Below are 23,707 nucleotides of genomic sequence, written 5' to 3'. Positions count from 1 at the left end.
CCTGCATATCAATTGCATCATGATACGGCCGGCACTAGGCTGGCCGCATGAAAGCGCATTACCTCAAGCTCAACCAGCTCCGTTTCCTCGCCGCCCTCAAGCGCAAGGGCAAGCTCAGCCTTGCCGCCGAGGAGATGAACATCTCGCAGCCGGCCGCCTCGCGCACGCTCGCCGAGATCGAGGCGCTGGTCGGCCGGCAGATCTGCACCCGCAATGCGCATGGCTTCGTCTTCAACGAGTTCGGCAACGTGCTTGCAGCCCGCGCCAACCGCATCGTTGCGGAGGTGGAGAACATCGGCCGCGACATGCAGGAGGTGGCGGACGGCCTGCGCGGGCGGGTCCGGATCGGCGCGGTGACGGCGGCCGCCGTCGCCTATGCCCTGCCGGCCTCGCTGGCGCTGCGCGCGCAGGCCCCGCATGCCCAGTTGCAGATCGACGTCGAGCCGAGCCTGACGCTGATGCAGCGCATGCGGGCCGGCGAATACGACTTCGTGCTGGCGCGGGTGAGCGCGGCGGATGATCCGGCCGCCTACGACGTGCGCCCCATCGGCGAGGAGGTGCTGAGCTTCGCGGTGCGGGACCAGCACCCGCTCGCCGGGCGCAAGCGGCTCGGCTTCCCCGATCTCTCGCCCTACGACTGGATCATCCAGCCGGCAGGCTCGCCGATCTGGTCGACGGTCGCCGGCGCTTTCCGCGCCGAGCGCGCCGACTTTCCGGAGCGCGTCACCTATTCCGCCTCGGTCTTGCTGACGCTGACGACGGTCTCGCGCACCGACGCCATCGCGCCCTTCGCGCGCGAGGTGGCCAATCTCCTGATGGCGGAAGACCTCAGCGCACGCATCGTCACGCTCGACATGGCCCGCCGCGTCAGCGTGCCGGCCTATAACATCATCCTCAACAAGGATGCGCTGCTCTCTCCCCTGGCGCAGCGCTTCCTCTCGCTGATCGAGGCAGAGATCCAGCGCGTCGATCCGTAACGCCGCAGGCCCTTACCGCTTCCCCAGCGTCACGGCCAGCGCCCGCTCCACCAGCCTGCCGAATGGCGGGCGCAGCAGGCGCGGCAGGTTCCAGCGCCCCTGAACGAACACGCCCCTGGCGTGGCTCATCGTGCGAAAACCTTCCGGGCCGTGATAGGCGCCCATGCCGCTCGGGCCGATGCCGCCGAAGGGCAGGTCGTCCTGCGCGACATGGATCATCGTGTTGTTGATGCCGACATTGCCCGATGCGGTCAGCCGCAGCAGGCGCGCGCAATCGGCATCCTCCTCACCGAAATAATAGAGCGCCAGCGGACGCGGGCGGCCATTGACGTAATCGATCACGTCATCGAGCGTGCGATAGGGGCGCACCGGCAGGATCGGGCCGAAGATCTCCTCACGCATCACGGCCGCATCGTCGCCGGCACCGAGAACCAGCGCCGGGGCAAGCGTGCGCGGCCGGGTCGCCGCGCTTTCGGGCCGTGCGCCGACTGCCGTCACCTGCGCGCCCCTGCCGCGTGCATCGTCGAGAAGCCCCTGCAATCGCGCGAAGTGCCGGTCGCTGACGATGGACGTATAGTCGTCGCTCGCCGGCCCGGCGGGATAGGCCCGGGCGACGGCCCTGCCATATCCCTCGACGAAGGCCGCAAGGTCGTCCTCGTGGACGAGCGCATAGTCCGGCGCGACGCAGGTCTGGCCGCTGTTTGCGAGCTTGCCGAACACGATGCTGTCGAGGGTGCGCTCGCCGGCATAGCCGCGCGCGACGACGACCGGGCTTTTACCGCCGAGTTCGAGGGTCAGCGGCACCAGGTTCCCGCCTGCCGCCGTCATGACCTTGCGGCCGACATCGGTGCTGCCGGTAAAAAGCAGGTGGTCGAAGGGCAAGGCGCTGAAGGCCGCGCCGACCTCCGGCCCGCCGAGCACGATGGAAACCTCGTCGGGCGTGAAGATGCCCGCAAGCATATGCTGCATCGCCTCGCTCGTGCGCGGGGTCAGCTCGGAGGGCTTCAGCATCACCCGGTTGCCGGCCGCAAGGGCGGTCGCGAGCGGGATGAGGGACAGCGAGAAAGGATAATTCCACGGCGCCATCACGCCGACGACGCCTTTCGGCTGGTATTCCACATAGGCCCGGCCGACCCGATAGAACAGGCCGACATGCCGGCGCTCCGGCTTCATGAAGCGGGCCAGGTTGCGGCTGAGATAGTCGATCGATTGGATGACGCCGAAGACCTCCATCAGATCGGTCTCGTGACGCGAGCGGTGCCCGAAATCCACACTGATCGCCTCCGCCACCGTGGCCCGGTGGGTGAGCGCCGCAGCGCGCAGCCGCGCGAGCGCGGCCTTGCGCCGGCGGATATCCGGCGGCCCGTCCCGCAGGAAGGCACGGCGCTGGCTGTCGAGCAGGGCGCGGGCGTCCTCCTCCATCGTTCCGGTCGGCTGGCTCATGCTTTCCTCACCTTCAGACGCCTTCGAGCGCGGCCACCGGCCGCGGCATGTTGAGAACCAGTTGCGCATCCTTCACCACGTCCATGCGCAGGAGTTTTCGCGCGCCGAGCCCGTCGAGGAGCTGGCTCATCGGCCCGCCCGCCCGCGTCAGTTCGACGCCCTTCGGCAAGAGGGTCTGCGCGAAGGACAGCATGTTCCATTGCACGACGGTCTGGTGCCAGCGCCCGTCGATCAGGTTGAGCGCGATGTTGCTCGCCATATGGGATTGCGGCGCGACATCGCGCAAGACCGGAAGCGGCGCGCGGAGTGCAAGATCGGGCGTCCCGTCGGCCGCCGCGACGTGGGCCGTCACCGCATCGCCGATGGCAAGATCGATCTGCGCCCGCCATTTGGGGAGCTGGTAGCCCTGGACGCCGCGCACCCGCGCGATCTCCGTCGTCACCGGAAGCGCCAGCACATGGGCGTGGAAGCTGCGGCGGCGCATGGACCGCAGCAGTTCCAGCCCGTGCGATCCCCGCGCGCCGGGCCGGCGGACGATGATGGCGATGGAGGCCTCGTTATAGGGATCGTTGTCGCAGACGGCGTAGGAATAGAAGGTCAGCGCGACGAGACCATAACCCGGAACGGCCCTCAGCGGCTCGAGCGGCATGGGCAGCATCGCCCGCAGGCGCGACAGCGGCGCGAGGAAGAGAAGCTGCGCATTGCTGCTGCGATAGTAGAAATTCGGCGCCCAGACGGGGCCGACCCGCGAGGACACCATCTGCTTGGGAATGCGGCGGAAGAAATCGATATTCCCCGCCGCCGGGTCCCGCGCCACCTCGTCGAGATCGGGGTTCATGCGGAACCGGTCGTAATATCCGCCAGCGGGAACCTGCACCGTCTGCCCGGCGAATTCGACGTCGACAACATGCCGCTCCATGGATGCCTCCTCTCCCATCACGCCGCGACCTTGCGCGTTTCCATCCAGCGGCGGTAGCCCTTCGCCCGGCGGCGCGCCGCCACCTGCGACAGGACCAGCGCCCAGGCGGGCGACACGTTCGGGGCCGTGCGCTGCCGGCGGCTGAGGCGGGTAAGCTGGTATTTGACGGCAGCCATATGCGCCGTCGAGGCAAGCTGCTTGTTCTTCCAGGCGATGGGCTTCAGCGCCGGCACATCCGTCCGGCCAAGACGCCAGTTGCACGGCAAAGCGGGTTCGATGGCGAGCGCGGTGGCGATGCCGGCCATGGCGACGCCGCTGGCGACGACCTCTTCGGCCACTTCGCGGCGGCGAATGCCGCCCGTCACCATCAGCGGCATGGTCGCCACCCCGGCGATCTCGCGGGCGAAATCGAGAAAATAGGCTTCGCGGGCCAGTGTGCGCTCGTCGCGAGCCGAGCCCATCATCGCCGGTGCCTCATAGCTGCCGCCGGACAGTTCCACGAGATCGACGCCGAGTGCGCCGAGCATCCGCACCACCGCCTGCGCATCCTCCGGCGAGAAGCCGCCACGCTGGAAATCGGCCGAGTTGAGCTTGACCGCCACCGCAAAGCCGGGTGCGACGGCAACGCGGATGGCGCGCACGATATCGAGCAGCAGGCGGGCACGGTTCTCAAGGCTGCCGCCCCAGCGGTCCTGCCGGCGGTTCGCCAAGGGCGACAGGAACTGGCTGAGCAGATAGCCATGGGCGGCATGCACCTCGACGCCGGTGAAGCCCGCGCGCTCGGCAAGCAACGCGGTCGCCACGAACCGGCGCTCGACCTCGGCGATATCGGCCGCCGTCATTTCGCGAGGCACCGGAAACTGCTTCGACAACGCGCCCATCTCCATCGCCACAGCCGAGGGGGCCAGCGTCTCCTGGCCGAGCGCGGCGGGCATCTGGCGGCCGGGATGGTTGATCTGCATCCACATCTGCGCGCCGCGCGAACGCCCCGCCGCCGCCCAGGCCTTGAAGCGGTCGAGGTGCCGATCATCCTCCAGCACCACGCCGCCGGGGCCGGTCATGGCACGCGCATCGACCATCACTTTGCCGGTGATGATCAGCCCCGCCTCCCCCTCGGCCCAGGCCTCGTAGAGACGCAGCAGTTCTGCGGAGGGCGCATGGTCGCCATCGGCCATGTTCTCTTCCATCGCGGCCTTGGCGATGCGGTTGGGAATGTGCACGCCGTTGGGCAGCACGAGCGGGGAAAACAGGGACATGGATCGGTCTCCAAAGATTGATTTGGACACAGCATAACGTTTGAGTTAACTTTAAGGTCAAGCGGGTTTTTGAAGGAGCGTCCATCGTGAATATCGGGGAACTGGCCAAGCGCACCGGCCTCACCAGCTCGCGCATCCGTTTCTATGAGAGCGCGGGCCTGCTGACGGCGGTCGAACGCCGGCCGAACGGCTACCGCACCTATCCGCAGCAGGCGGTGCTCGTGCTGGAACTGATCGCGACGGCGCAGAAGGCGGGCTTCAGCCTCGAGGAAATCCGCACGCTCATGCCGTCGGACCTCGAGCGCTGGCAGCATGCCGAACTGGTCGAGGCGCTCCGCCGCAAGGTCGCGGATATCGAGGCGCTGGAGACGAGGCTGGCCGCGAGCAAGGCGCAACTGGTCACGCTCATCGCCGATATCGAGGCGAAGCCCGACGACATCGACTGCGCGGCCAATGCGCGGCGGGTTCTGGCCAATATTCTCGGCAGGGAGGTGGAAAGCCGGCGGCCCGCCCCCGACGAGGCCGGACCGCGCCGCAAGGCCGGCGCGCGGCGTTCCGCCCGGGCCGGATAAACCCGGGCCTATTCGATCTCCATCGCGCGCTTGTGTTCGGCCACCTCGGCGAGAAGCCACTCCTGGAAAATACCCGCGCCGGCCTTGTTGCCGATGCTGCGGCGCTGCTGAAGGTAATAGCCGGCCGGATAGGCATGACGAGCGGCGAAGGGGGCGACGAGCTTGCCCTGCCGCAACAGATCTTCCGCCATGATCGTATCGGCAAGGGCGACGCCCGCGCCGTTCATCACCTCGCGCATGATAAGCGTGCAATCGTGCAGGGTGGAGCCGACCGGAACGCTGGCGGCGGCAAGCCCCTCCTGCCCGAGCCATTGCTTCCAGCGCGTCGTCTCGCATTCATGGATGAGGTGGTGGTGAAGGAGATCGGCGGGCGAGCGCAGCGGCACGCTCCCTTCCAGCAAGGATGGCGCGCAGACCGGGGTTAGCAGCAGCGGGATCATCAAGGTGAGCGCCGGGCCGGCCTTGTAGACGAATTCATCGACGATCGCGAGATCGACATTGGTCCGCTTGCCGGAGGTGGAGATTTCCAGATCGACGCTCGGATGAAGGCGGCGGAAGTCCGGCAGGCGGTCGGCCAGCCACAGGTTCAGGAAGGTCGGCTCGCACATCAGCTTGACGCGCTGCGCCTTGCGGCTGCGCGGCCCCTCGCGCAGGCTGACATCCTCCGTCGCGCGCCAGATCGTCTCGAAAGCCTCCGAGAGCGTGCGCGCGTAGTAGGAGCCGCGCATCGTCGGCGTGACCTGCCGGAAACCGCGCTCGAACAGCTCCTGGCCGAGCGTCTTCTCCAGCGTGCGGATATGCCGGCTGACCGCCGACGGGGTCAGGTGCAGTTCCTCCGCCGCATCCTTGATGCTGCCGAGGCGCGCGGCGGCCTCGAAAGCGCGCATGCCGTTGAGTGAAGGTAAAGCCATGGCCGGACCATGGATTATCGCGTGAGTTTTTGTCAATCGATATGAACGAAATTGACGCTTGAACGCCCGCCCCCTTCGGCGGTACCGATTTGAGACAAGCCCTAAGTCGCCATGAGAAAACGGTTATTCCGCTCTGGCATCCATATCGCCGCCGGTGATGGTTGGTTTCCGGCACGGCCATCGCTTTCGGGCTGGCAATCGCCGCCTTCTGGGTCGATGGAACGTGCCTGTGACCGCCGGCTCTCGCGGCGCACAGCAGGAAACGGACCTTCATGCCCCAATCGCCCGTCCCGGTCTTCGAAGCAGCCGACGCCATCGCCGCCGACGCTCCGGTCATCGTGATCCTGAAGGCCGACGGGCAGGCGCTCGGTCCGCGCGCCGCGGCGCTGGACGCGGCTGCGGGCGGCATTCTTTCGCGCGCCTGTTCCGCCCCGGCCGAAGCCGGCGACTGCATCGACCTCGTTCCGCCGCAGGGCGTTGCCGCGCGCCGGCTGGTCGTCCTGTCGCTCGGCAAGGCGGAGGCCATCACCGCCCTCTCGCTGGCAAAGGCCGGCGGCAACCTTGCCGCCCATCTGGAAGACAAGGGCGAGGATGAGGCGACCATCGTCCTCGATTTGTCAACGGCGGAGTAAAAACCGGCCACGGGGCGGAGCAAAAGTCGGCCACTGTGGCGCCGGCCTGAGACGGCCGGGAGGGCGTAGCCCGAGCGGGGGTCTCAGGCCGGCGCGGCGATTTTTTGAGAGTAGTTTTAGCCGGCCTTTCGGGCTCGACTTTGAGCGAGGCGATAGCTGTCGCCGTTCATCTCGAGGATGTTGACGTGGTGGGTAACGCGATCGAGCAGAGCGCCGGTCAATCGTTCGGACCCCAGGGTTTCCGTCCATTCGTCAAATGGAAGATTGCTGGTGATCAGGGTGGCCCCGCGCTCGTAGCGTTGCGAGATCAGCTCGAACAGCAATTCCGCGCCGGTCTTTGACAGCGGCACAAAGCCCAGCTCGTCGATGATGAGCAGCTTGTAGCCGGCCATCTGTTTCTGGAACCGAAGAAGACGCCGTTCGTCGCGGGCCTCCATCATCTCGCTGACCAGGGCGGCCGCTGTCGTGAACCCGACGGACAGGCCTTTCTGGCACGCGGCCAGGCCGAGACCGAGCGCGACATGCGTCTTACCCGTGCCGCTCGGGCCCAGCGCAATGACGTTCTCCCGGCGCTCGATCCATTCACAGCGGGCCAGTTCCAGCACCTGCATCTTGTTCAGCTTGGGGATGGCTGTGAAGTCGAAGCTGTCGAGGCTTTTGACGATCGGGAATTTAGCCGCCTTGATCCGACGTTCGACCTTGCGGCGGTCCCGTTCGATCATCTCCCGTTCGGCAAGCCGGAACAGGTATCCGACATGATCGACGCCTTCGGTGGCGCATAACCGGGCCAGCTTCTGGTGCTCGCGCTGGAAGGTCGGCAGCTTCAGGGTCTTGAGATAGTGGGCGAGCAGGATGTCGGGTGCTTCGGTGCTCATGCCGCCTCTCCCGCATCAGACGACAGGAGGCGCATATACGCTTTCGCTGAGGTCTTCTCGACCGTCGCCCGCGGCAGGTAGGGATAGATCGACAGATCCAACCGCGGTGGCCGGCGCTCGACCCGGCACAGGATCAGATGCTTGACCGCATCGAAGCCGATCGCACCGAGCTGTATCGCCTGCTTCACGGCCGCATGCAGGTCCGCAAGGTCGAAGCTCTCCAGCAGGCGCAGAACCTGCACGTATTCCCGTCGGCCATGCTTTGCCATGCGGCCTTCCATCAGGCGGCGCAGCGTCGCGAACTCGTCCGGCAGGTTCCAGCCCTGGAGTGGAGCCGCCTGATCCAGCGCATTGATCTTCTGCTCGATCAGCGGCAGATAATGAACGGGATCGAAGACGACGTCTTCCCGTTCCCAGCATCGCGGATGACGGGCAATGATCTCGCCGCGGCAGCCGATCACCACCTCATTGACATAGCCCCGGACCCAGACGTCCTGATGGCCATAGGCGACCGGTACGGAATAGTCGTTGGTCTTGTAGCGCACCAGCGACTGGGCTGTCACCCTGGCGCTGGCCTGGTCGCAGGCATCGAAGGGAGACGCCGGTAACGGACGCATGGCCGCCAGATCACGCTGTAGCCGCTCCCCGATTGTCTCACTCTCACCGCGCAGCTTGTCGCGCTGGCGTTTGCGGCACTGCTCTTCCAGAAAGGCGTTGAACGCATCCCATGTCGCAAACTGCGGGATCGGCACCATAAAATTACGTCGGGCATAACCGACGAGTCCTCGACATTCCCTTTATCGTTGCCCTTTCCCGGACGGCCATAGCGATCCCGGATCAGGTAGTGGGACAGGAAGCCGCTGAACAACGCCGCCCGCTTGCGTGTGCCGTCGGGCAGGATCTTGGCCACCAGGCAACGGTCATTGTCATAGACGATCGACTGCGGCACGGCCCCGAAGAAGGCGAATGCATGGATGTGGCCGTCGACCCAGGCCTCGGCCACCGCCGCAGGATAGGCCCGCACGTAGCAGCCGTCGCTATGCGGCAGATCCAGCACGAAGAAACGCGCCTTTTGCTCGACGCCGCCGATCACCACCGTCGCCTCGCCAAAGTCGGCCTGCGCATGGCCGGGCGGATGCGACAACGGCACGAACACCTCCTGCCGACGCTGATCCCGCTCGCGTATGTAGTCCTTGATGATCGTGTAGCCGCCGGTGAAACCGCACTCATCACGCAGGCGGTCGAACACACGCTTGGCAGTATGGCGTTGCTTTAGCGGCATCTTCAGATCTTCGTCGAGCCAATGCTCGATCGTCGAAACAAACGCATCCAGCTTCGGACGCCGGATCGGTGATCGACGCTGATAGCCGGGTGGTGTCGAATAGGCCAACATCTTGGCCACGGTCTCTCGCGAGATGTTGAAATGCTTCGCGGCCTGACGCTGCTTCATCCCTTCCGAAACAGCCAGGCGAACCCTCAAATAAAGTTCCACGGTGTAGATCCCCTGTCCCTCCTGCGATCATTGCAGAAAGGAAATAGGTGGCCGGATTTTACTCCGCCCGCAGCAGCATTATGCCGCCGCTACCGTGGCCGACTTTTGCACCGCCGCTCTCAGCCGGGTCATCGGAAAATCCTCACGTGAGATAGACGATGGGGAACATGACGAGCCAGACGAGGTCGACCGCATGCCAGAGCGTCGCGATCGTCACGACATTGGTCTGCGAGGGCCGGCCGGCGACGAGAAGCAGGACCGCCGCGCCGAAGACGACGTGCAGGAGATGGAAGCCCGTGACGAGGAAATAGAGTTCGGCAAGCGCGCCGAGGCTGCCGATGCCGGCGCGGGCCTCGAGCGTGTATTCGAAGATCTTCACGGCGACGAAGGCAAGGCCGAGCAGGGCCGCCAGAACGAGGGGCCGGCGGACAGGCCGTCCCTCCGTGCCGAGCCGCACCGCAAGCGCCGCCTGCCAGCCGCTCAGGACGAGGATGATGGTATTGGCCGCAGCAAGGCCGGGATGAAGATGCGCGCGAAACAGCGCCGCGCCCTCCATGTCCATCATGGTCAGCACCATGAAGGCGACGAGCAGCGCGCCGAAGACGGCAAGCTCGCTCCAAACCAGAATCCACAGAAGCAGGGAATCCGCTTGCCTGCCCTGCGTCGTTGCCATGCTGAAATCGTCCGTGGTCGCCATGCCCGTTTCTACCCGGCGGGGCGAGCGCCTTCTTTGCGCGGGCACAAAGAGGAGCGCGGCCGAAGGCGGCATAGGATGGCTGCAAAGGAAAGGATATCTCTCATGACCGACGCACAGTTCGGCCTCATGGTCGCGGCCCCCGTCATCGCGGGCTTCGCCCTCCTGCTCTACCGCATGGGCGTACTTCAGGGCGCCGGCACGCTCTCGGCCATCGGCGCTTCCGTCGTCATCGCGGCCGTGCTGTTCTTCGGCCAGTAACGAGGCGGCGGGATATTCCCGGGGGGATTACCCCGCCGGGAAGATGTGCTTCAGCTTTTCCGCCGGCGGCGGGGCGTAGCCGCCAAGGCGCGAGGTGCGCATTCCAAGGCCGGCCATGGCTTCGGCGAGCTTCACCGCGCAGGTGACGCCATCGAGTACGGGCAGGCCGTGTTCGGCCGCAAGGTCGGCGGCAAGGCCGGCCATACCGGCGCAGCCGAGCACGATGGCCTCGGCATTGTCTTCCGCTACGGCAAGGCCGATTTCGGCGCTGATCTTCTGCCGGGCGTTCGAGCCGGGCTGTTCCAGCTCCAGCACGGCGACTTCCGACGAGCGCACGCGGGCGCAGCGGGCGATGAGGCCATAGCGCGCGAGATTGTGTTCCAGCGCCGGCACGGAGCGGGCGAGCGTCGTCACGACGGAAAACTTGTTCGAGATCATCGAAGCGAAGTGATAGGCCGCCTCGCCGATACCGATGACCGGCTTGTCGGTGAGGCAGCGGGCGGCGTCGAGGCCCGTGTCGTCGAAGCAGGCGATGACGACGGCGTCACAATCCGGGTTGCGGTGGATCGTCTCCAGCAGGCCGGCAAGGCTCATCGCCTCGTCGAAATAGCCTTCGATGGAACGGGGGCCGTGTACCGGGTTGACGGCGGTGATATCCGTGCCGGGAGAGGCGGCACTGAGCGCCGCCTTCCCGATATGATCCGTCATCGATGCGGTCGTGTTGGGGTTGATGACGAGGATTTTCATGTCAGAGTTCGCCTCCGAGGTAGGCAGCCTTGATGCGGTCGTCGTTCATCAGGTCCTTCGAATTGCCTGACAGCGCGATCGACCCGGTGGAAAGCGCATAGGCGCGGTTGGAGATGGACAGCGCCATGCGGCTGTTCTGCTCGACGAGGAGGATGGAGACCTTCTCGTCGCGGCTGATGGCCACGATGGCGCGGGCGATGTCCTGCACCAGCTTCGGCGCGATGCCGAGCGAAGGTTCGTCCAGCAGCAGGAGCTTGGGACGAGCCATCAGCGCGCGGCCGATCACCATCATCTGCTGTTCGCCGCCCGACATGGTGTTGGCCTGCTGGTGATAGCGCTCGCGAAGGCGCGGGAAGCGTGTCAGCACGTTTTCCAGCGTCTGCTCGATTTCCGCCTTGTCGGTGCGGGTGAAGGCACCCATCAGGAGGTTGTCCTTCACCGACATCAGCGGGAAGGCGCGGCGTCCCTCGGGCACCATGGAGATGCCCCTGCGCACGATCTCGGCGGCGGGCGTGCCGTCGAGCCGCTGGCCCTGATAGGTGATCTGGCCGGATTTCACGGGCCTCAGACCCGTGATGGCCCTGAGGATCGAGGACTTGCCCGCCCCGTTCGCGCCGATCAGCGCGACGGTTTCGCCTTCGTCCACATCGATCGACACGCCCTTCAGCGCATAGATGTGGTCGTAATAGAGTTCGACATTTTCAACGCTCAATATCTTCGTCATGGCTTACATCCCGATCGCCGCATCTTCGGAGCCGAGATAGGCTTCGATCACCTTCTCGTTCTCGCGGATTTCCTGGGGTGTGCCCTCGGCCAGCTTCTGGCCGAAGTTGATGCACACGATCCGGTCGCTGATCTTCATCACGGCGGGCATGTCGTGCTCGACGAGCAGCACCGTGACGCCACGCTCGTCGCGAAGCCGGCGGACAAGGCCCACCATCTTCATCGTCTCATCGTGGTTCATGCCGGCGAAGGGTTCGTCCAGCAGGATGACCTTCGGATCGGTGGCAAGGCCGATGGCCATGCCGAGCGCGCGCAGGTGCCCCTGCGGCAGGTTGGAGGCAAGCTCGTTGCGGATCGCCTGAAGGCCGAGGAAATCGACGATTGCGTCTGCCGAGGCCGCAAAGGCCGCCTCGTCCTCCCTCGCCTGCTTCGTACCGAGGAAGAACCCGAAGAGGTTTGCCTTGGAGCGCAGGTGATGGGAGACGATGATATTCTCGCGCACCGTCATGGAGCGGAAGATCGTCGTTTCCTGGAAGGTGCGCACGACCCCCATCTGCGCGACCTTGTGGGGCGCGAGGCTGGAGATGCGTGTCCCGTTGAAGAGCACTTCCCCGCTCGTCGCCGGGACGAAGGAAGAGATCAGCTTGAAGAGCGTCGACTTGCCGGCGCCGTTCGGACCGATGACCGAGAGGATCTCGCCGGCCTTCACGTCGAAGGTGACGTCGTTCACCGCGGTCAGGCCGCCATAGCGCTTGGTGATGTTCTTGATCTGCAGGATGGGGGTCATTTGCCGCCCTCCTTCTTGTCGAGAAGGCTGAGGACACCGTTCGGCAGGACCAGCATGAGCGCGATCATGACGCCGGAATAGATGAGAAGCTGGTATTCCTTGGCGATGGAGAGCAGGTCCCAGCCGAAATAGAGCAGGAACGTGCCGAGCATCGGGCCGAAGACATAGCCGAGGCCGCCGAGGAAGCAGTAGAGCATGAAGTTCACGCTGTCGGCGACCACGAAGGAGGACGGATAGATCGACTGGGCGATGGAGGCGAACATGGCCCCGGCGATGCCGCCGAAGAACGAGGAGATCGCATAGGCGAGCACCCGCAGATAGGCGGTGTTGACGCCGATGGAGGCCGACAGTTCCTCATTCTGCTGCAGGCTGCGGCACAGGTGCCCGAGCCGCGAGTTCACGATGCGCCACAGCACCAGATAGGTGACGATCATCAGCGCCACGGCCATCATGTAGAAGCCGACGCGCGGATTGGCGAGCGAACCGAAGGCGGGGATGATCGTCAGGCCGAAGACCGACAGCTCCCCCGGCAGCGGGATGGAGGTGATGCCCTTCGCCCCGTTGGTGATGGGCAAGGCGAGCGCGGTCAGGCGCGCGACTTCCGTCAGCACCAGCGTGACCATGGCGAAGTAGACGCCGCGCAAGCGCAGGATCGGCAGGCCGATCGCGACCGAGACGACGGCGCAGACGAGACCGGCCAGCGGCAGCGTCAGCCAGAAGGAAACGCCCGCCTGGGTAACGAGGATGGCCGAGACATAGCCGCCGACCAGCGCATAGGCGCCCTGTCCGATATTGATGCGGCCGATATAGAAGGTGAGCCAGACGCCGGCGGCGCCGACGGCAAGCAGGGCGACCGAGGTCAGCGTGTAGTAGAAGTCGACGCGGCCGGTGGCGCCGATGAACAGCGGCACGAGCACGAAGACGGTGATCAGGAAGGCTGCGAAGCCGAGAAGCGTTTTCGAATTCATGGTCTCAACCCCACGGCTTGCCCATCAGCCCCTGCGGGCGGACGGCCAGGAACACCATCAACGAGGCGAAGATGGCGAGATAGGTGATGTCGCCATAGGCCGAGAGCACGGTAAGGCCGACGCTCTCCATCATGCCGAGGATGAATCCGCCGGCGATCGCGCCCGAAATCACGCCCGCGCCGCCGATCATGATCATCAGGAAGGCCTTGACCGAGATCGGACCGCCCATGCCGAGATTGATGCCGGTGATGGTGACGAGAAGGCCGCCGACGAGACCCGCCAGCATCGCGCCGAGCGCAAAGCCGATCATCGAATAGCGCGCGACATTCACACCCATGAGCTGGGCGGCCATCTTGTCCTGGGCCAGCGCGCGCATGGCGCGGCCGGTGCGGGAATAGTTCATGAAGCCGATGAAGACCACGATCAGCAGGATGGCGAGAACGCCGATCAGGATGCGGTCATAGGGCATGATGATGCGCATGTCCCAGTTGAACACGCCGTTGACGATCTTCGGCACGCCGCGCTGCTTTTCACCGAAGAGAAGCAGGATGACGGCATCGAGGAAGAAGGCGACGCCGGCCGCGAGCAGCATGGTCGATTCATCGCGCTTGGAGCGACGCACCACCGGCGCGAAGAGGAATTTTTCAATGAGCGCGCCCATGACGGCCAGCACCACCGCCGAGGCGAAGAGGCCGACGATGAAGGGCAGTCCGAGCTGGACGACGACGGTATAGGTGACGAAGCCGCCGAAGACGTACATCTGCCCGTGGGCGAAGTTGAGCACGTTCATCAGCGAGAAGATCAGGGTCAGGCCCAGGGCGATCAACGCATATTGCGCCCCGAGGTAAAGACCGTTGGCGATTATCTGTTCCATCGTGAGCCTCCAATGGAAGGGCCAGGCAAAGAGGGACCCGGCCGGCGCCCCACGCGGCGAACCGGATCCCGTTTCTCTGAGGTTGCCTAGGCTCCGATCAGTCGACCTGGCCGACGAACAGGGTCTCGAACTTGCCGTCCTTGTACTCGTTGACGACGAGCGGAACGGAGACCTGACGCTTCTGGCCGAAGGAGGTCATGCCGACATATTTCAGCTTGGCGTCGCCCTTCATGAAGGGGTTCGGAGCCTCGAACGTGTCCATGGTCTTCTTGTACTCGTCGACATTGTCGATGGCCGCCGGGTTCGCCTTCAGCGTCTCGATGATGTATTCAAGGGCATAGACCTTGGTGTTGGACTCGTCGTTGTATTCGCCGAACATCTTCGTGTAGCGCTCGACGAATTCCTTCATCGTGTCGCTGGCCAGTTCCGGCGTGGAAGCGCCGCCGACCGAGATGAAGCCTTCCGCCAGTTCGCCCGCGCCTTCCTTGAGCACGTTCGCATCCTGCGCGGTTTCCGCCGAGATCAGACCGGTATAGCCGAGTTCGCGCGCCGAGCGGATGAGCTGCGGCGCATTGGCCGGCGAGACGCCCGAAAGCACGAGCAGGTCGGGCGCGGCCTGGATGACCGGCAGCAGCACCGGCGTGAAGTCGGTCGTGTCCGCCTGATAGGTCACATTGCTGGAGACGACTTCGAGGCCGAGGGCCTGGGCGGCGGCGACGCCCGATTCACGCTGGCTCAGCGGGTCGGATTCGTTGGCCGCCACGAAGGCCAGCTTCTTCACGCCCTTGTTGTCCATCAGGTATTTGTAGATGGCCGGGCCGGACTGGTAGTTGGCCACCATGCCGAGGATCGCGTTGGATGCCGGCGGCGAGAAGAGTTCCTTCGGGAAGGCGTAGGGGAAATACATGATGCCGTTCTGCTCGGCGACCGGGCGAACCGCCGCCGCGCCGTCGTCGACATTCGGGCCGACCACGTAATGCACACCGTCCTGCGCCATCTTTTCCATGCCGGCGATGGCGCGCTTGGGGTCCTTCTGGTCGTCGAAGGGAACGATTTCGATGTCGTAGGTCTTGTCGCCGATCTTGACGCCGCCCAGTTCGTTCAGCCACGCGGCGCGGGTTTCCATCGAGCGCTGGTTGGAAATGCCCCAGGCCGCGGCCGGGCCGGAGGTAACGCCGACGAAGCCGATCTTCAGCTTGGCGTTCTCGGCATAGGCCATCAGCGGCATCGCCAGGACGGTGGCTGCGGCAAGGGCGGAAAACTTCAGGAATGTACGCTTGTGCATTGTGTTCTTCCTCTGGGCCATTGATCTGTTTTCTATTGGCAGACGGACCGCGCGGGCGGCCTCGTTCAGCCTTGGCCAGAGCATTGAGCGCATTGTTAACAATTTTGTCAAGCGCTCGTGAACAAGCTTTCAAAAGCATGTCGACGAAATAGACGCTTGTTGGTCAACCAAAACAGACTTATTACAGAGGCTCGCAGCATGTGCGCGCATATCGAGGTGAAGGACGTGGCAGAGGTGAGCAGGGGCAATCCCGTGGAGGCGGAGGAGATCGACGAGAGCGAAATCGTCGAACGCATCTTCGAAGCGGTGATGGAGCAGCGGCTCCCCCCCGGCACCAAGCTTTCCGAATCGGCCCTCTGCGACGCCTTCGGCGTCGGCCGCATGCGCATCCGCCGGACCCTGCTGCTGCTGGCGAGCCGCGAGGTGGTCGAGCTTCATGCCAATCGCGGCGCCTTCATCGCCTCGCCCACCGCCGAGCAGGCGCGGGAAGTCTTCGAGGCGCGCCTGACGCTGGAGCCGAACATCGCGCGCCTTGCCGTGCAGCGCGCCAGCGACGACGACATCGCCATGCTGGTCCGTCATCTGGAAATGGAGCACGCGGCCCATGACGAGCGGCATCGCCACGATGCGATCCGCCTCTCCGGCCAGTTCCACACCCTGCTCGCGCAGGTCGCCGGCAATGCTATCCTGCTGCGCACGATGAAGGAACTCGTCGCGCGCACCTCGCTGATCATCGGCATCTTCGGTGCGCCGGGCGTGCACAATTGTCGCGACGACGAGCACAGCTCGATCGTCGAGGCCTTCCATGCAAGGGATGCGGAACGGGCGGCGCGCATGATGACGATCCACCTCAAGCACATCGAGCGCCACCTTCAGATCGGTGCCCGCACCGGCGACGCCGTCGATCTGGTCAAGCTTTTCGGCAGGTAGAAGCCGGATCGCGCGACCCGGAAAAACAATACCCCAGCCCGGGATTTCCAGGGCTGGGGTTGAAACATGTCAGGACGATCCGTCTCAAAAGTCCCAATCGTCGTCTTCTGTCGCGACGGCTTTACCGATGACGTATGAGGATCCTGAGCCTGAGAAGAAGTCGTGGTTCTCGTCGGCATTGGGCGAGAGGGCCGACAGGATGGCGGGGTTGACCTTGCACGCCTCGGGCGGGAACAGCGCCTCGTAGCCGAGGTTCATCAGCGCCTTGTTGGCGTTGTAATGCAGGAACTTCTTCACGTCCTCGGTCAGACCCACCCCGTCATAGAGTTCCTCGGTGTATTTCGCCTCGTTGTCGTAAAGCTCCAGAAGCAGGTCGAAGGCGAAGTCCTTGATCTCCTGCTGCCGGTCCGCATTCAGACGCTCGAGGCCACGCTGGAACTTGTAGCCGATATAGTAGCCATGCACCGCCTCGTCGCGGATGATCAGGCGGATGAGGTCGGCCGTGTTCGTCAGCTTCGCACGGCTCGACCAGTACATCGGCAGGTAGAAGCCGGAATAGAACAGGAAGCTTTCCAGGAAGACCGAGGCGACCTTCTTCTTCAAGGGGTCGCCCGAAGCGTATTGCTCCATGATCAGCGCCGACTTCCTCTGCAGGAACTCGTTCTCCTCCGACCAGCGATAGGCGTCGTCCACGTCCGGCGTCAGGCACAGCGTCGAGAAGATCGACGAATAGGACCGCGCATGCACCGCCTCCATGAACGAGACGTTCGACAGAACAGCCTCCTCATGCGGCGTCACGCTGTCTTCCATCAGCTTCACCGAGCCGACCCCGTTCTGGATCGTGTCCAGCAGCGTCAGGCCGGTGAACACACGGATCGTCAACTGCTGCTCCTGCGGCTTCAGCGTCGCCCAGGACGGGATGTCGTTCGACAGCGGCACCTTCTCCGGCAGCCAGAAGTTCCCCGTCAGGCGGTTCCACACTTCCAGGTCCTTGTCGTCCTCGACACGGTTCCAGTTGATCGCGCGCACCGCGCTCGCCGCCTTCGCGGTCTTCGTCTTCACATGGCTGTTCATGGTCTCACCAGAAGGTCAGGTCACAGGGCGCACGAAACGCAGCCCTGCACTTCCGTGCCGGACAGCGCCATCTGGCGCAGGCGGATATAGTAGATCGTCTTGATGCCCTTCTTCCAGGCATAGATCTGCGCCCGGTTGATGTCGCGCGTCGTCGCCGTGTCGCGGAAGAACAGCGTCAGCGAAAGACCCTGGTCGACATGCTGCGTGGCCGCCGCATAGGTGTCGATGATCTTCTCCGGGCCGATCTCGTAGGCATCCTGGTAGTAGTCCAGGTTGTCGTTCGTCATGAACGCCGCCGGATAGTAGACGCGGCCGATCTTGCCTTCCTTGCGGATCTCGATCTTCGAGACGATCGGATGGATCGAGGAGGTCGAGTGGTTGATGTAGGAGATCGAGCCCGTCGGCGGAACCGCCTGGAGGTTCTGGTTGTAGAGACCGCCCTTCATCACCTCGGCCTTCAGCGCCAGCCAGTCTTCCTGCGTCGGGATAGGGATGCCGGCCTCCTCGAAGAGACCCTTCACCTTCTCCGTCGCCGGCAGCCATTCGGCCTCGGTATACTTGTCGAAGTATTCGCCCGAGGCATACTTCGAGTTCTCGAAGCCCTTGAAGCTCTCGCCCTTCTCCACCGCGATCCGGTTCGACGCGCGGATGGCGTGGTAGGTCACCGTGTAGAAGTAGATATTGGTGAAGTCGACGCCTTCTTCCGAACCGTAATAGATGCGCTCGCGGGCGAGATAGCCGTGCAGGTTCATCTGGCCAAGCCCGATGGCGTGGCTGTCGTCATTGCCCTTCTCGATCGAGGGGACCGAGGAGATGTGGCTCATCTCGGAGACCGCCGTCAGCGCGCGGATCGAGGTGGCGATCGTCTGGCCGAAGTCGGGGCTGTCCATGGCGGCCGCGATGTTCAGCGAGCCGAGATTGCACGAGATATCCTTGCCCATCTTCGAATAGGACAGGTCCTCGTTGAACTCGCTCGCCTCGCTGACCTGCAGGATCTCCGAGCACAGGTTGCTCATGGTGATGCGCCCGGCGATCGGGTTCGCCCGGTTCACCGTGTCCTCGAACATGATGTAGGGATAGCCGCTCTCGAACTGGATCTCGGCGATGATCTGGAAGAAGTCGCGCGCCTTGATCTTCTTCTTCTTGATCCGGCCGTCCTCGACCATCTCGCGGTACTTCTCCGTCACCGAGATCTCGGTGAACGGCACGCCGTAGACCCGCTCCACGTCATGCGGCGAGAACAGGTACATGTCCTCGTTGTTCTTCGCCAGTTCGAAGGTGATGTCCGGGATGACCACGCCGAGCGACAGCGTCTTGATGCGGATCTTCTCGTCGGCATTCTCGCGCTTGGTGTCGAGGAAGCGCATGATGTCGGGATGGTGCGCGTTGAGATAGACCGCGCCCGCGCCCTGGCGCGCGCCGAGCTGGTTGGCGTAGGAGAACGAATCCTCCAGCAGCTTCATCACCGGAATGACGCCCGACGACTGGTTCTCGATCTGCTTGATCGGCGCGCCCATCTCGCGCAGGTTCGTCAGCGACAGCGCTACGCCCCCGCCACGCTTGGAAAGCTGCAGCGCCGAATTGATCGACCGGCCGATGCTCTCCATATTGTCCTCGACCCGCAGCAGGAAGCACGAGACGAGTTCGCCGCGCTGCTTCTTGCCGGCATTGAGGAAGGTGGGCGTGGCCGGCTGGAAGCGGCCCGAGATGATCTCGTCCATCAGGTCGCGCGCAAGCTGCTCGTTGCCCCGCGCCAGCGTCAGCGCCACCATGCAGACCCGGTCCTCGTAGCGCTCGAGATAGCGCTTCCCGTCGAAGGTCTTCAGCGTATAGGACGTGTAGTACTTGAACGCCCCCAGGAACGTCGGGAAGCGGAACTTGCGGTCATAGGCCGCGTCGAACAGGTCGCGCACGAAGTTGAACGCGTACTGGTCCAGCACCTCCTGCTCGTAATACCCCTCCGTCACCAGGTAATCCAGCTTCTCCCGCAAATTATGGAAGAACACCGTGTTCTGGTTGACGTGCTGCAGGAAATACTGCTTGGCAGCCTGCCGGTCCTTGTCGAGCTGGATCTGACCGGCATCGTCGTAAAGGTTCAGCATCGCGTTCAACGCGTGGTAATCAACCGCCGTAATCTCAGGCGTCTTCAATACCTTATCAACCGTCATCGTGTCCAAAACCGTTCCAGCCCCTGTCTGACATTGGCGACGTCCTCATCCGTGCCGAGCAATTCGAAACGGTAGAGGAACGGCACGGAGCACTTGGCGGCTATGATCTTGCCCGCCGTCGCGTATCCCGCGCCGAAATTGGTATTGCCTGCCGCGATCACGCCGCGGATCAGGCTGCGATTATGCGGGTTGTTGAGAAAGCGGATGACCGGCTTCGGCACCGCCCCCTTCTCTCCGCCGCCACCGTAGGTCGGCAGCACCAGCACGAAGGGCGCATCGACCTCCGGCGGTTCCTCGCTCGCATCAACCGGCAGCCGCACCGCCGCCAGCCCGAGCTTCTGAATGAAACGGTGGGTGTTCTCCGACCGGCTGGAAAAATAGACGAGGCCGCCCATATCCCGCCGCGCCCCCGAAATCAGGCCAGTGCGCTGATCATGTCCGGGCGGAAGCCGGCCCAGTGCTGTTCGCCGGCGATCACCACCGGAACCTGGCGGTAGCCGAGCCCCTGCACCAGCGCGAACGCATCCGCGTCCTGCGAAATGTCGACGACGCTGTAGTCGATACCCTGGCGATCGAGCGCGCGCGTCGTCGCGGTGCACTGGACGCAGGCAGGCTTCGAATAAACGGTGATGGACATGGCTTTCCTCGTGTTGCTCTCGATGTCATGCACACCGACCCATCCGCCGAGGGGCCAATGTGGGGCGGACAAGCGCGCCCGGCCACCCGTGAGGGACCGAACGCAGGGCGCCGCTACAGTTGCGGGGGTGGCTCCGGCTCTGCGCAGGCACTCTGGCCGCTGCATGCCGGGTTCCCGTTCCGGCTGGCCACCCTTTACGAATCGGCGCGCCTGAACACTATATATAGTAGCTCAGGTAAAAATTACGTCAATGACTGGGATGAAATCCGGCAAATGAAATGAAAATTGTCCGCATGTGCTGTGGATAGCGGGGAGACGGCGCGATATCCACAACAAGCGTGCCGGACCGCGCGCATTCCCCCTTTTCCCGCTGCCCGGAATCGGGCATGGGCATCCCCAAACGATTGTGGCCCGATCCTTGGGACCGGGCCACGAATGCGGTGACGGGAGAGCGGCTTTGGCCGCCTCAGGCCCGGCTGATCTCGTCCAGATACCAGTTGATGTAGCGCAGCTCGTTCTGCTCCATCGGCGCGATCGGCCCCGGCACGAAATAGTGCGACTGCACGCCCCGCGCCGTGTGCTCGATGATCGCCTTGTCTTCCGCGGTCGTGACCGTCCACAGCCAGGTGAGCTTTGCAAGGTCGTAGTCCCTGCCCTCTTCCGCCTTGCCGTCGACGAGCCAGATCAGCTCCATCTCGCAGCTATCCGCCGTCTTCGGGATGAAGCGGTAGATCATGCCGTGGTCGGGATAGCAGACGAGGAAGGTCGTGCCGCCGAGATGGATGGAGGTCACGCCGCCGTCGAAATCGGTGAAGCGGCCCATCAGCGGGGCGACGGCCTTGCCGTCCTCGCTGCCGCTCTGCACGCCGTCATAGAGCGCGTAGCGGAAGGCGTGGATCGCCTCGCGCCCCTCGCGCGAGGTCTGCCAGTGGTTGCCGGACCCGACCTCGATGCCGAGCGCGCAGGTGCGCGCCTCCATCGCCTCGTTCAGCGCCTCGATCATGTGGAGGGGCTGTTCCAGCGCGTGGGTCTGCGAATATTCCGGATGCGCCGGCCCGCAATGATAGCATTCCACATAATTCTCGACGGCCAGCTTCCAGTTGGCCGAAACCGGATAGGTCTCCCGATGGGCGATCCGGGCGCCCGCCCAGCCGTATTGGCCGCAGGTCGCATGCAGCAGGTTCTCCACCTCGGAGAAATCCAGCGGCTGCTCGGCGAAGGAAATGAAGATCAGGCCCTCGACGACGCGCACATGCAGCGTCTTCAGCCCATGCTCCTCCCGCTTGAAATCCTTCGGCATCAGGCGCGCGGCCCTGAGGCTTCCGTCGTTGCCGTAGGTCCAGGCATGGTAGGGACAGACGAAGACGCGCGCATTGCCCTTCTGCTTCGTGCAGACCTCCGCGCCGCGATGGCGACAGACGTTGAGCATGGCGTGGACCGACCCGTCGGCCGTGCGGGTGACGATCACCTGCTCGGTATCGATGCGGAAGACTTCGAAATCGTTGACGTTCGGGATCACGCTCTCATGGGCGATACAGTGCCAGTGCCGGCGGAAGACCCGCTCCATGTCGCGCCGGTAGATCTCCGGATCGGAATAGAACGCACGGGCAAGCCCGTAGCCCGGCCGATGCGCGGCAATGAGGCGATCGATGGGATCGGCAGAGTGATCGATTGCAGCTTCCGCGGTCGTTGCCATGCTCATTGTTCCTCAGCATCGTTTCAGGATCAGTATTCGGCAGGCGCGGGCTTAAACAAGGTCCGGTATCGGCCTCAATTAATCGAAGGTCTCGATTACGCATCCGCATGAGCGGCGGCGGGAGAACAGGGGCGGAGCGCGGAGGCCGGCCCGGCCCGGCATGAGCCGCCTTGAGTTCGGCCGGCAGACAGGCTAGGGCCTTTCCTCCGCTCCATGGCCAGGCCATCGCCGGGCGCTGCTCCTTGGGATCAATTTCGTGAACGCGACGGTCTATCGCTCAGCCATCAACATCGCGGCCATCTGCGGCCTCTATCTGGCAGCCGCCATGCTGGTTCCCGCCGCGGTGGACCTCTATTTCGGCCATCGCGACTGGCAGGTCTTCCTGCTGTCGGCCATGCTGGTCGGGGGGCTTTCGCTGCTGGCGGCGGCCGCGACGCGCTCCGGCCCGCCGCCGTTCAACAAGAAGATGGGCTTCCTGCTCGTCAACCTGCTCTGGCTCGTCTTCTCACTCGTCGGCGCCGTCCCCTTCATGCTGTCGTCCCTCGATCTCGGCTTCGCCAAGGCCCTGTTCGAATCGATCTCCGCGATCACCACGACGGGTTCCACCGTTATCTCCGGCCTCGACCAGGTACCGCCCGGCATCCTGATGTGGCGCTCGCTGCTGCACTGGCTCGGCGGCATCGGCATCGTCGCGCTCGGGCTTTTTGTGATGCCCTATCTGCGCGTCGGCGGCATCTCCTTCTTCAAGATGGAATCCTCCGACACCAACGACAAACCCTTCGCCCGCATCGCCAGCTTCACGCGCGCCTTCGTCCTCGTCTACGTGCTGATCACCATTGCCTGCACGCTCACCTTCGCCGTTCTCGGCATGAGCCGTTTCGACGCCATCAACCACGCCATGGCGACGGTGGCGACCGGGGGCTTCTCGACCCACGACGCCTCCTTCGGCTATTTCAACAGTCTGCCGCTGCTCTGGGCCGCCACCTTCTTCATGACCGTGTGCAGCCTGCCCTTCTCGATCCTGATCGTCTTCATGGTACGCGGCCGCCTCGATGCGCTGCGCGACCCGCAGATCGGCGTGTTCCTCGCCTATCTCGTCGCCTTCTCCATCGCCATCGCCGTCTATCACCGGCTGCAGAACGGCGTGCCCTTCCACGAAGCCCTCGCCCATTCCTTCTTCACCGTCTCGACGATCCTCTCCACGACCGGCTTTGCCAGCGAGGACTACACGCTCTGGGGGCCCTTCGTCGTCGCCATGGCCTTCTTCATGACCTTCATGGGGGGCTGTTCCGGCTCCACGGCGGGCGGCATCAAGGCCTATCGCTTCATCATCCTCTTCAATTCCATCCGCACCGGCCTCTACAAGCTCATCTACCCCAACGGCATCCATGCCGTGCGCTACGGCAACATGACGGTGGACGCCGACCTGCAACGCAGCGTCGTGCTGTTCTTCACCACCTATCTCATGCTGTGGGCAGTCGGGAGCCTCGTCATGTCGGCCATGGGCTACGACGTGGTGACATCCACCTCGTCCGTCATCACCGCGCTCTCGAATGTCGGGCCGGGGATCGGTCCCATCGTCGGGCCGGCCGGCAATTTCTCGACGATCTCCGATCCGGCCCTCTATCTCCTGTCCGTGATGATGCTGCTCGGACGCCTTGAGGTGCTGACCGTGCTCGTCGTGCTGACGCCGCTGTTCTGGAAGAGCTGACGGTTCGATTCCTTCCTGAAATGAAAAGGTCTTTTTCCATTTCAGAACAGAGAATTTAAATCAAATCTAACCGCT

The 23,707-nt window shown here is 64.2% G+C and carries 23 protein-coding genes and 1 pseudogene; 6 read left to right on the top strand and 18 right to left on the bottom strand.

Annotated features, from left to right (window positions below):
* The first annotated feature begins 47 nt into the window (after positions 1 to 47).
* On the top strand, positions 48 to 977 hold the full coding sequence (locus K8M09_RS20620) for a LysR family transcriptional regulator (RefSeq protein WP_160787436.1): 930 nt from the start codon (positions 48 to 50) through the stop codon (positions 975 to 977).
* A gap of 12 nt (positions 978 to 989) precedes the next feature.
* Here K8M09_RS20620 and K8M09_RS20615 read toward each other — a convergent pair whose 3' ends face one another.
* From K8M09_RS20615 to K8M09_RS20605, 3 genes are read right to left on the bottom strand one after another with little or no spacing between them, the layout of a single operon-like run.
* A complete protein-coding gene (locus K8M09_RS20615; RefSeq protein ID WP_160787435.1) occupies positions 990 to 2,420 on the bottom strand; it encodes a coniferyl aldehyde dehydrogenase in 1,431 nt (476 codons plus the stop codon).
* 13 nt (positions 2,421 to 2,433) lie between these two features.
* On the bottom strand, positions 2,434 to 3,339 hold the full coding sequence (locus K8M09_RS20610; RefSeq protein WP_160787434.1) for an acetoacetate decarboxylase family protein: 906 nt from the start codon (positions 3,337 to 3,339) through the stop codon (positions 2,434 to 2,436).
* Between the two features lie 17 nt (positions 3,340 to 3,356).
* Positions 3,357 to 4,595 carry an NADH:flavin oxidoreductase/NADH oxidase family protein gene (locus tag K8M09_RS20605; protein WP_160787433.1) on the bottom strand — a complete coding sequence of 413 codons (1,239 nt, stop codon included), beginning with the start codon at positions 4,593 to 4,595 and terminating at the stop codon, positions 3,357 to 3,359.
* An 86-nt stretch (positions 4,596 to 4,681) separates the two neighbouring features.
* Here K8M09_RS20605 and K8M09_RS20600 point away from each other — a divergent pair, with 86 nt between their 5' ends.
* Complete coding sequence (locus K8M09_RS20600) at positions 4,682 to 5,167, top strand: MerR family transcriptional regulator (RefSeq protein WP_160787432.1); 486 nt, start codon at positions 4,682 to 4,684, stop codon at positions 5,165 to 5,167.
* An 8-nt stretch (positions 5,168 to 5,175) separates the two neighbouring features.
* Here the strand turns inward: K8M09_RS20600 and K8M09_RS20595 are convergent, their stop codons facing one another.
* Positions 5,176 to 6,078: a LysR family transcriptional regulator gene (locus K8M09_RS20595; protein WP_160787431.1), complete on the bottom strand. Its 903-nt coding sequence runs from the start codon at positions 6,076 to 6,078 to the stop codon at positions 5,176 to 5,178.
* Positions 6,079 to 6,350: 272 nt separating this feature from the next.
* On the opposite strand from K8M09_RS20595, the gene K8M09_RS20590 reads away from it, so the two are divergent.
* On the top strand, positions 6,351 to 6,710 hold the full coding sequence (locus K8M09_RS20590; RefSeq protein ID WP_229342479.1) for a M17 family peptidase N-terminal domain-containing protein: 360 nt from the start codon (positions 6,351 to 6,353) through the stop codon (positions 6,708 to 6,710).
* Between the two features lie 116 nt (positions 6,711 to 6,826).
* On the opposite strand, the gene istB is transcribed toward K8M09_RS20590, so the two are convergent.
* The 3 genes and pseudogenes from istB to K8M09_RS20575 form a co-directional block, all read right to left on the bottom strand.
* A complete protein-coding gene (istB, locus tag K8M09_RS20585) occupies positions 6,827 to 7,585 on the bottom strand; it encodes an IS21-like element helper ATPase IstB (RefSeq protein WP_229341919.1) in 759 nt (252 codons plus the stop codon).
* Positions 7,582 to 9,077: pseudogene (istA, locus tag K8M09_RS20580) on the bottom strand (IS21 family transposase). Before istA ends, istB begins: the two are co-directional and overlap by 4 nt.
* A 142-nt stretch (positions 9,078 to 9,219) precedes the next feature.
* Complete coding sequence (locus K8M09_RS20575; protein WP_160788195.1) at positions 9,220 to 9,774, bottom strand: cytochrome c oxidase subunit 3; 555 nt, start codon at positions 9,772 to 9,774, stop codon at positions 9,220 to 9,222.
* Between the two features lie 102 nt (positions 9,775 to 9,876).
* Here K8M09_RS20575 and K8M09_RS20570 point away from each other — a divergent pair, with 102 nt between their 5' ends.
* On the top strand, positions 9,877 to 10,032 hold the full coding sequence (locus K8M09_RS20570) for a hypothetical protein (protein ID WP_170299624.1): 156 nt from the start codon (positions 9,877 to 9,879) through the stop codon (positions 10,030 to 10,032).
* 27 nt (positions 10,033 to 10,059) lie between these two features.
* Here the strand turns inward: K8M09_RS20570 and K8M09_RS20565 are convergent, their stop codons facing one another.
* The 6 genes from K8M09_RS20565 to K8M09_RS20540 form a co-directional block, all read right to left on the bottom strand.
* Positions 10,060 to 10,779 (bottom strand): aspartate/glutamate racemase family protein, encoded by a 720-nt coding sequence (locus K8M09_RS20565; RefSeq protein ID WP_160788194.1) that lies wholly within the window; start codon positions 10,777 to 10,779, stop codon positions 10,060 to 10,062.
* Between the two features lies 1 nt (position 10,780).
* Complete coding sequence (locus K8M09_RS20560; protein WP_160788193.1) at positions 10,781 to 11,503, bottom strand: ABC transporter ATP-binding protein; 723 nt, start codon at positions 11,501 to 11,503, stop codon at positions 10,781 to 10,783.
* 3 nt (positions 11,504 to 11,506) lie between these two features.
* Entirely contained in the window at positions 11,507 to 12,289 is a 783-nt protein-coding gene (locus K8M09_RS20555; RefSeq protein WP_160788192.1) for an ABC transporter ATP-binding protein, read from the bottom strand.
* Positions 12,286 to 13,257 (bottom strand): branched-chain amino acid ABC transporter permease, encoded by a 972-nt coding sequence (locus K8M09_RS20550; RefSeq protein WP_160788191.1) that lies wholly within the window; start codon positions 13,255 to 13,257, stop codon positions 12,286 to 12,288. Before K8M09_RS20550 ends, K8M09_RS20555 begins: the two co-directional genes overlap by 4 nt.
* Before the next feature lie 4 nt (positions 13,258 to 13,261).
* Positions 13,262 to 14,131 carry a branched-chain amino acid ABC transporter permease gene (locus K8M09_RS20545; protein ID WP_160788190.1) on the bottom strand — a complete coding sequence of 290 codons (870 nt, stop codon included), beginning with the start codon at positions 14,129 to 14,131 and terminating at the stop codon, positions 13,262 to 13,264.
* 97 nt (positions 14,132 to 14,228) lie between these two features.
* Positions 14,229 to 15,416: an ABC transporter substrate-binding protein gene (locus tag K8M09_RS20540; RefSeq protein ID WP_160788189.1), complete on the bottom strand. Its 1,188-nt coding sequence runs from the start codon at positions 15,414 to 15,416 to the stop codon at positions 14,229 to 14,231.
* A gap of 198 nt (positions 15,417 to 15,614) precedes the next feature.
* Here K8M09_RS20540 and K8M09_RS20535 point away from each other — a divergent pair, with 198 nt between their 5' ends.
* Positions 15,615 to 16,346, top strand: coding sequence for a GntR family transcriptional regulator (locus K8M09_RS20535; protein ID WP_160788188.1), 732 nt, complete (start codon positions 15,615 to 15,617; stop codon positions 16,344 to 16,346).
* Positions 16,347 to 16,430: 84 nt separating this feature from the next.
* On the opposite strand, the gene nrdF is transcribed toward K8M09_RS20535, so the two are convergent.
* The 5 genes from nrdF to K8M09_RS20510 form a co-directional block, all read right to left on the bottom strand.
* Positions 16,431 to 17,420: a class 1b ribonucleoside-diphosphate reductase subunit beta gene (gene nrdF, locus K8M09_RS20530; RefSeq protein WP_229342477.1), complete on the bottom strand. Its 990-nt coding sequence runs from the start codon at positions 17,418 to 17,420 to the stop codon at positions 16,431 to 16,433.
* 20 nt (positions 17,421 to 17,440) lie between these two features.
* Positions 17,441 to 19,588: a class 1b ribonucleoside-diphosphate reductase subunit alpha gene (nrdE, locus tag K8M09_RS20525; RefSeq protein WP_229342475.1), complete on the bottom strand. Its 2,148-nt coding sequence runs from the start codon at positions 19,586 to 19,588 to the stop codon at positions 17,441 to 17,443.
* On the bottom strand, positions 19,585 to 19,983 hold the full coding sequence (gene nrdI / locus K8M09_RS20520; RefSeq protein ID WP_229342473.1) for a class Ib ribonucleoside-diphosphate reductase assembly flavoprotein NrdI: 399 nt from the start codon (positions 19,981 to 19,983) through the stop codon (positions 19,585 to 19,587). Before nrdI ends, nrdE begins: the two co-directional genes overlap by 4 nt.
* A 20-nt stretch (positions 19,984 to 20,003) precedes the next feature.
* The gene (nrdH, locus tag K8M09_RS20515; protein WP_160785706.1) at positions 20,004 to 20,225 is read right to left on the bottom strand and encodes a glutaredoxin-like protein NrdH; all 222 of its coding nucleotides are present in this window, start codon (positions 20,223 to 20,225) and stop codon (positions 20,004 to 20,006) included.
* A 466-nt stretch (positions 20,226 to 20,691) separates the two neighbouring features.
* On the bottom strand, positions 20,692 to 21,921 hold the full coding sequence (locus K8M09_RS20510) for an aromatic ring-hydroxylating oxygenase subunit alpha (protein WP_160785707.1): 1,230 nt from the start codon (positions 21,919 to 21,921) through the stop codon (positions 20,692 to 20,694).
* A 325-nt stretch (positions 21,922 to 22,246) separates the two neighbouring features.
* On the opposite strand from K8M09_RS20510, the gene K8M09_RS20505 reads away from it, so the two are divergent.
* A complete protein-coding gene (locus tag K8M09_RS20505) occupies positions 22,247 to 23,632 on the top strand; it encodes a TrkH family potassium uptake protein (RefSeq protein WP_170299473.1) in 1,386 nt (461 codons plus the stop codon).
* The last annotated feature ends 75 nt before the right edge of the window (positions 23,633 to 23,707 follow it).

The organism is Shinella zoogloeoides, from assembly GCF_020883495.1.
GTDB lineage: Bacteria > Pseudomonadota > Alphaproteobacteria > Rhizobiales > Rhizobiaceae > Shinella > Shinella zoogloeoides.
The sequence above is the reverse complement of the archived record's forward strand: the minus strand, read 5'-3'. Positions and strand labels throughout refer to the sequence as shown.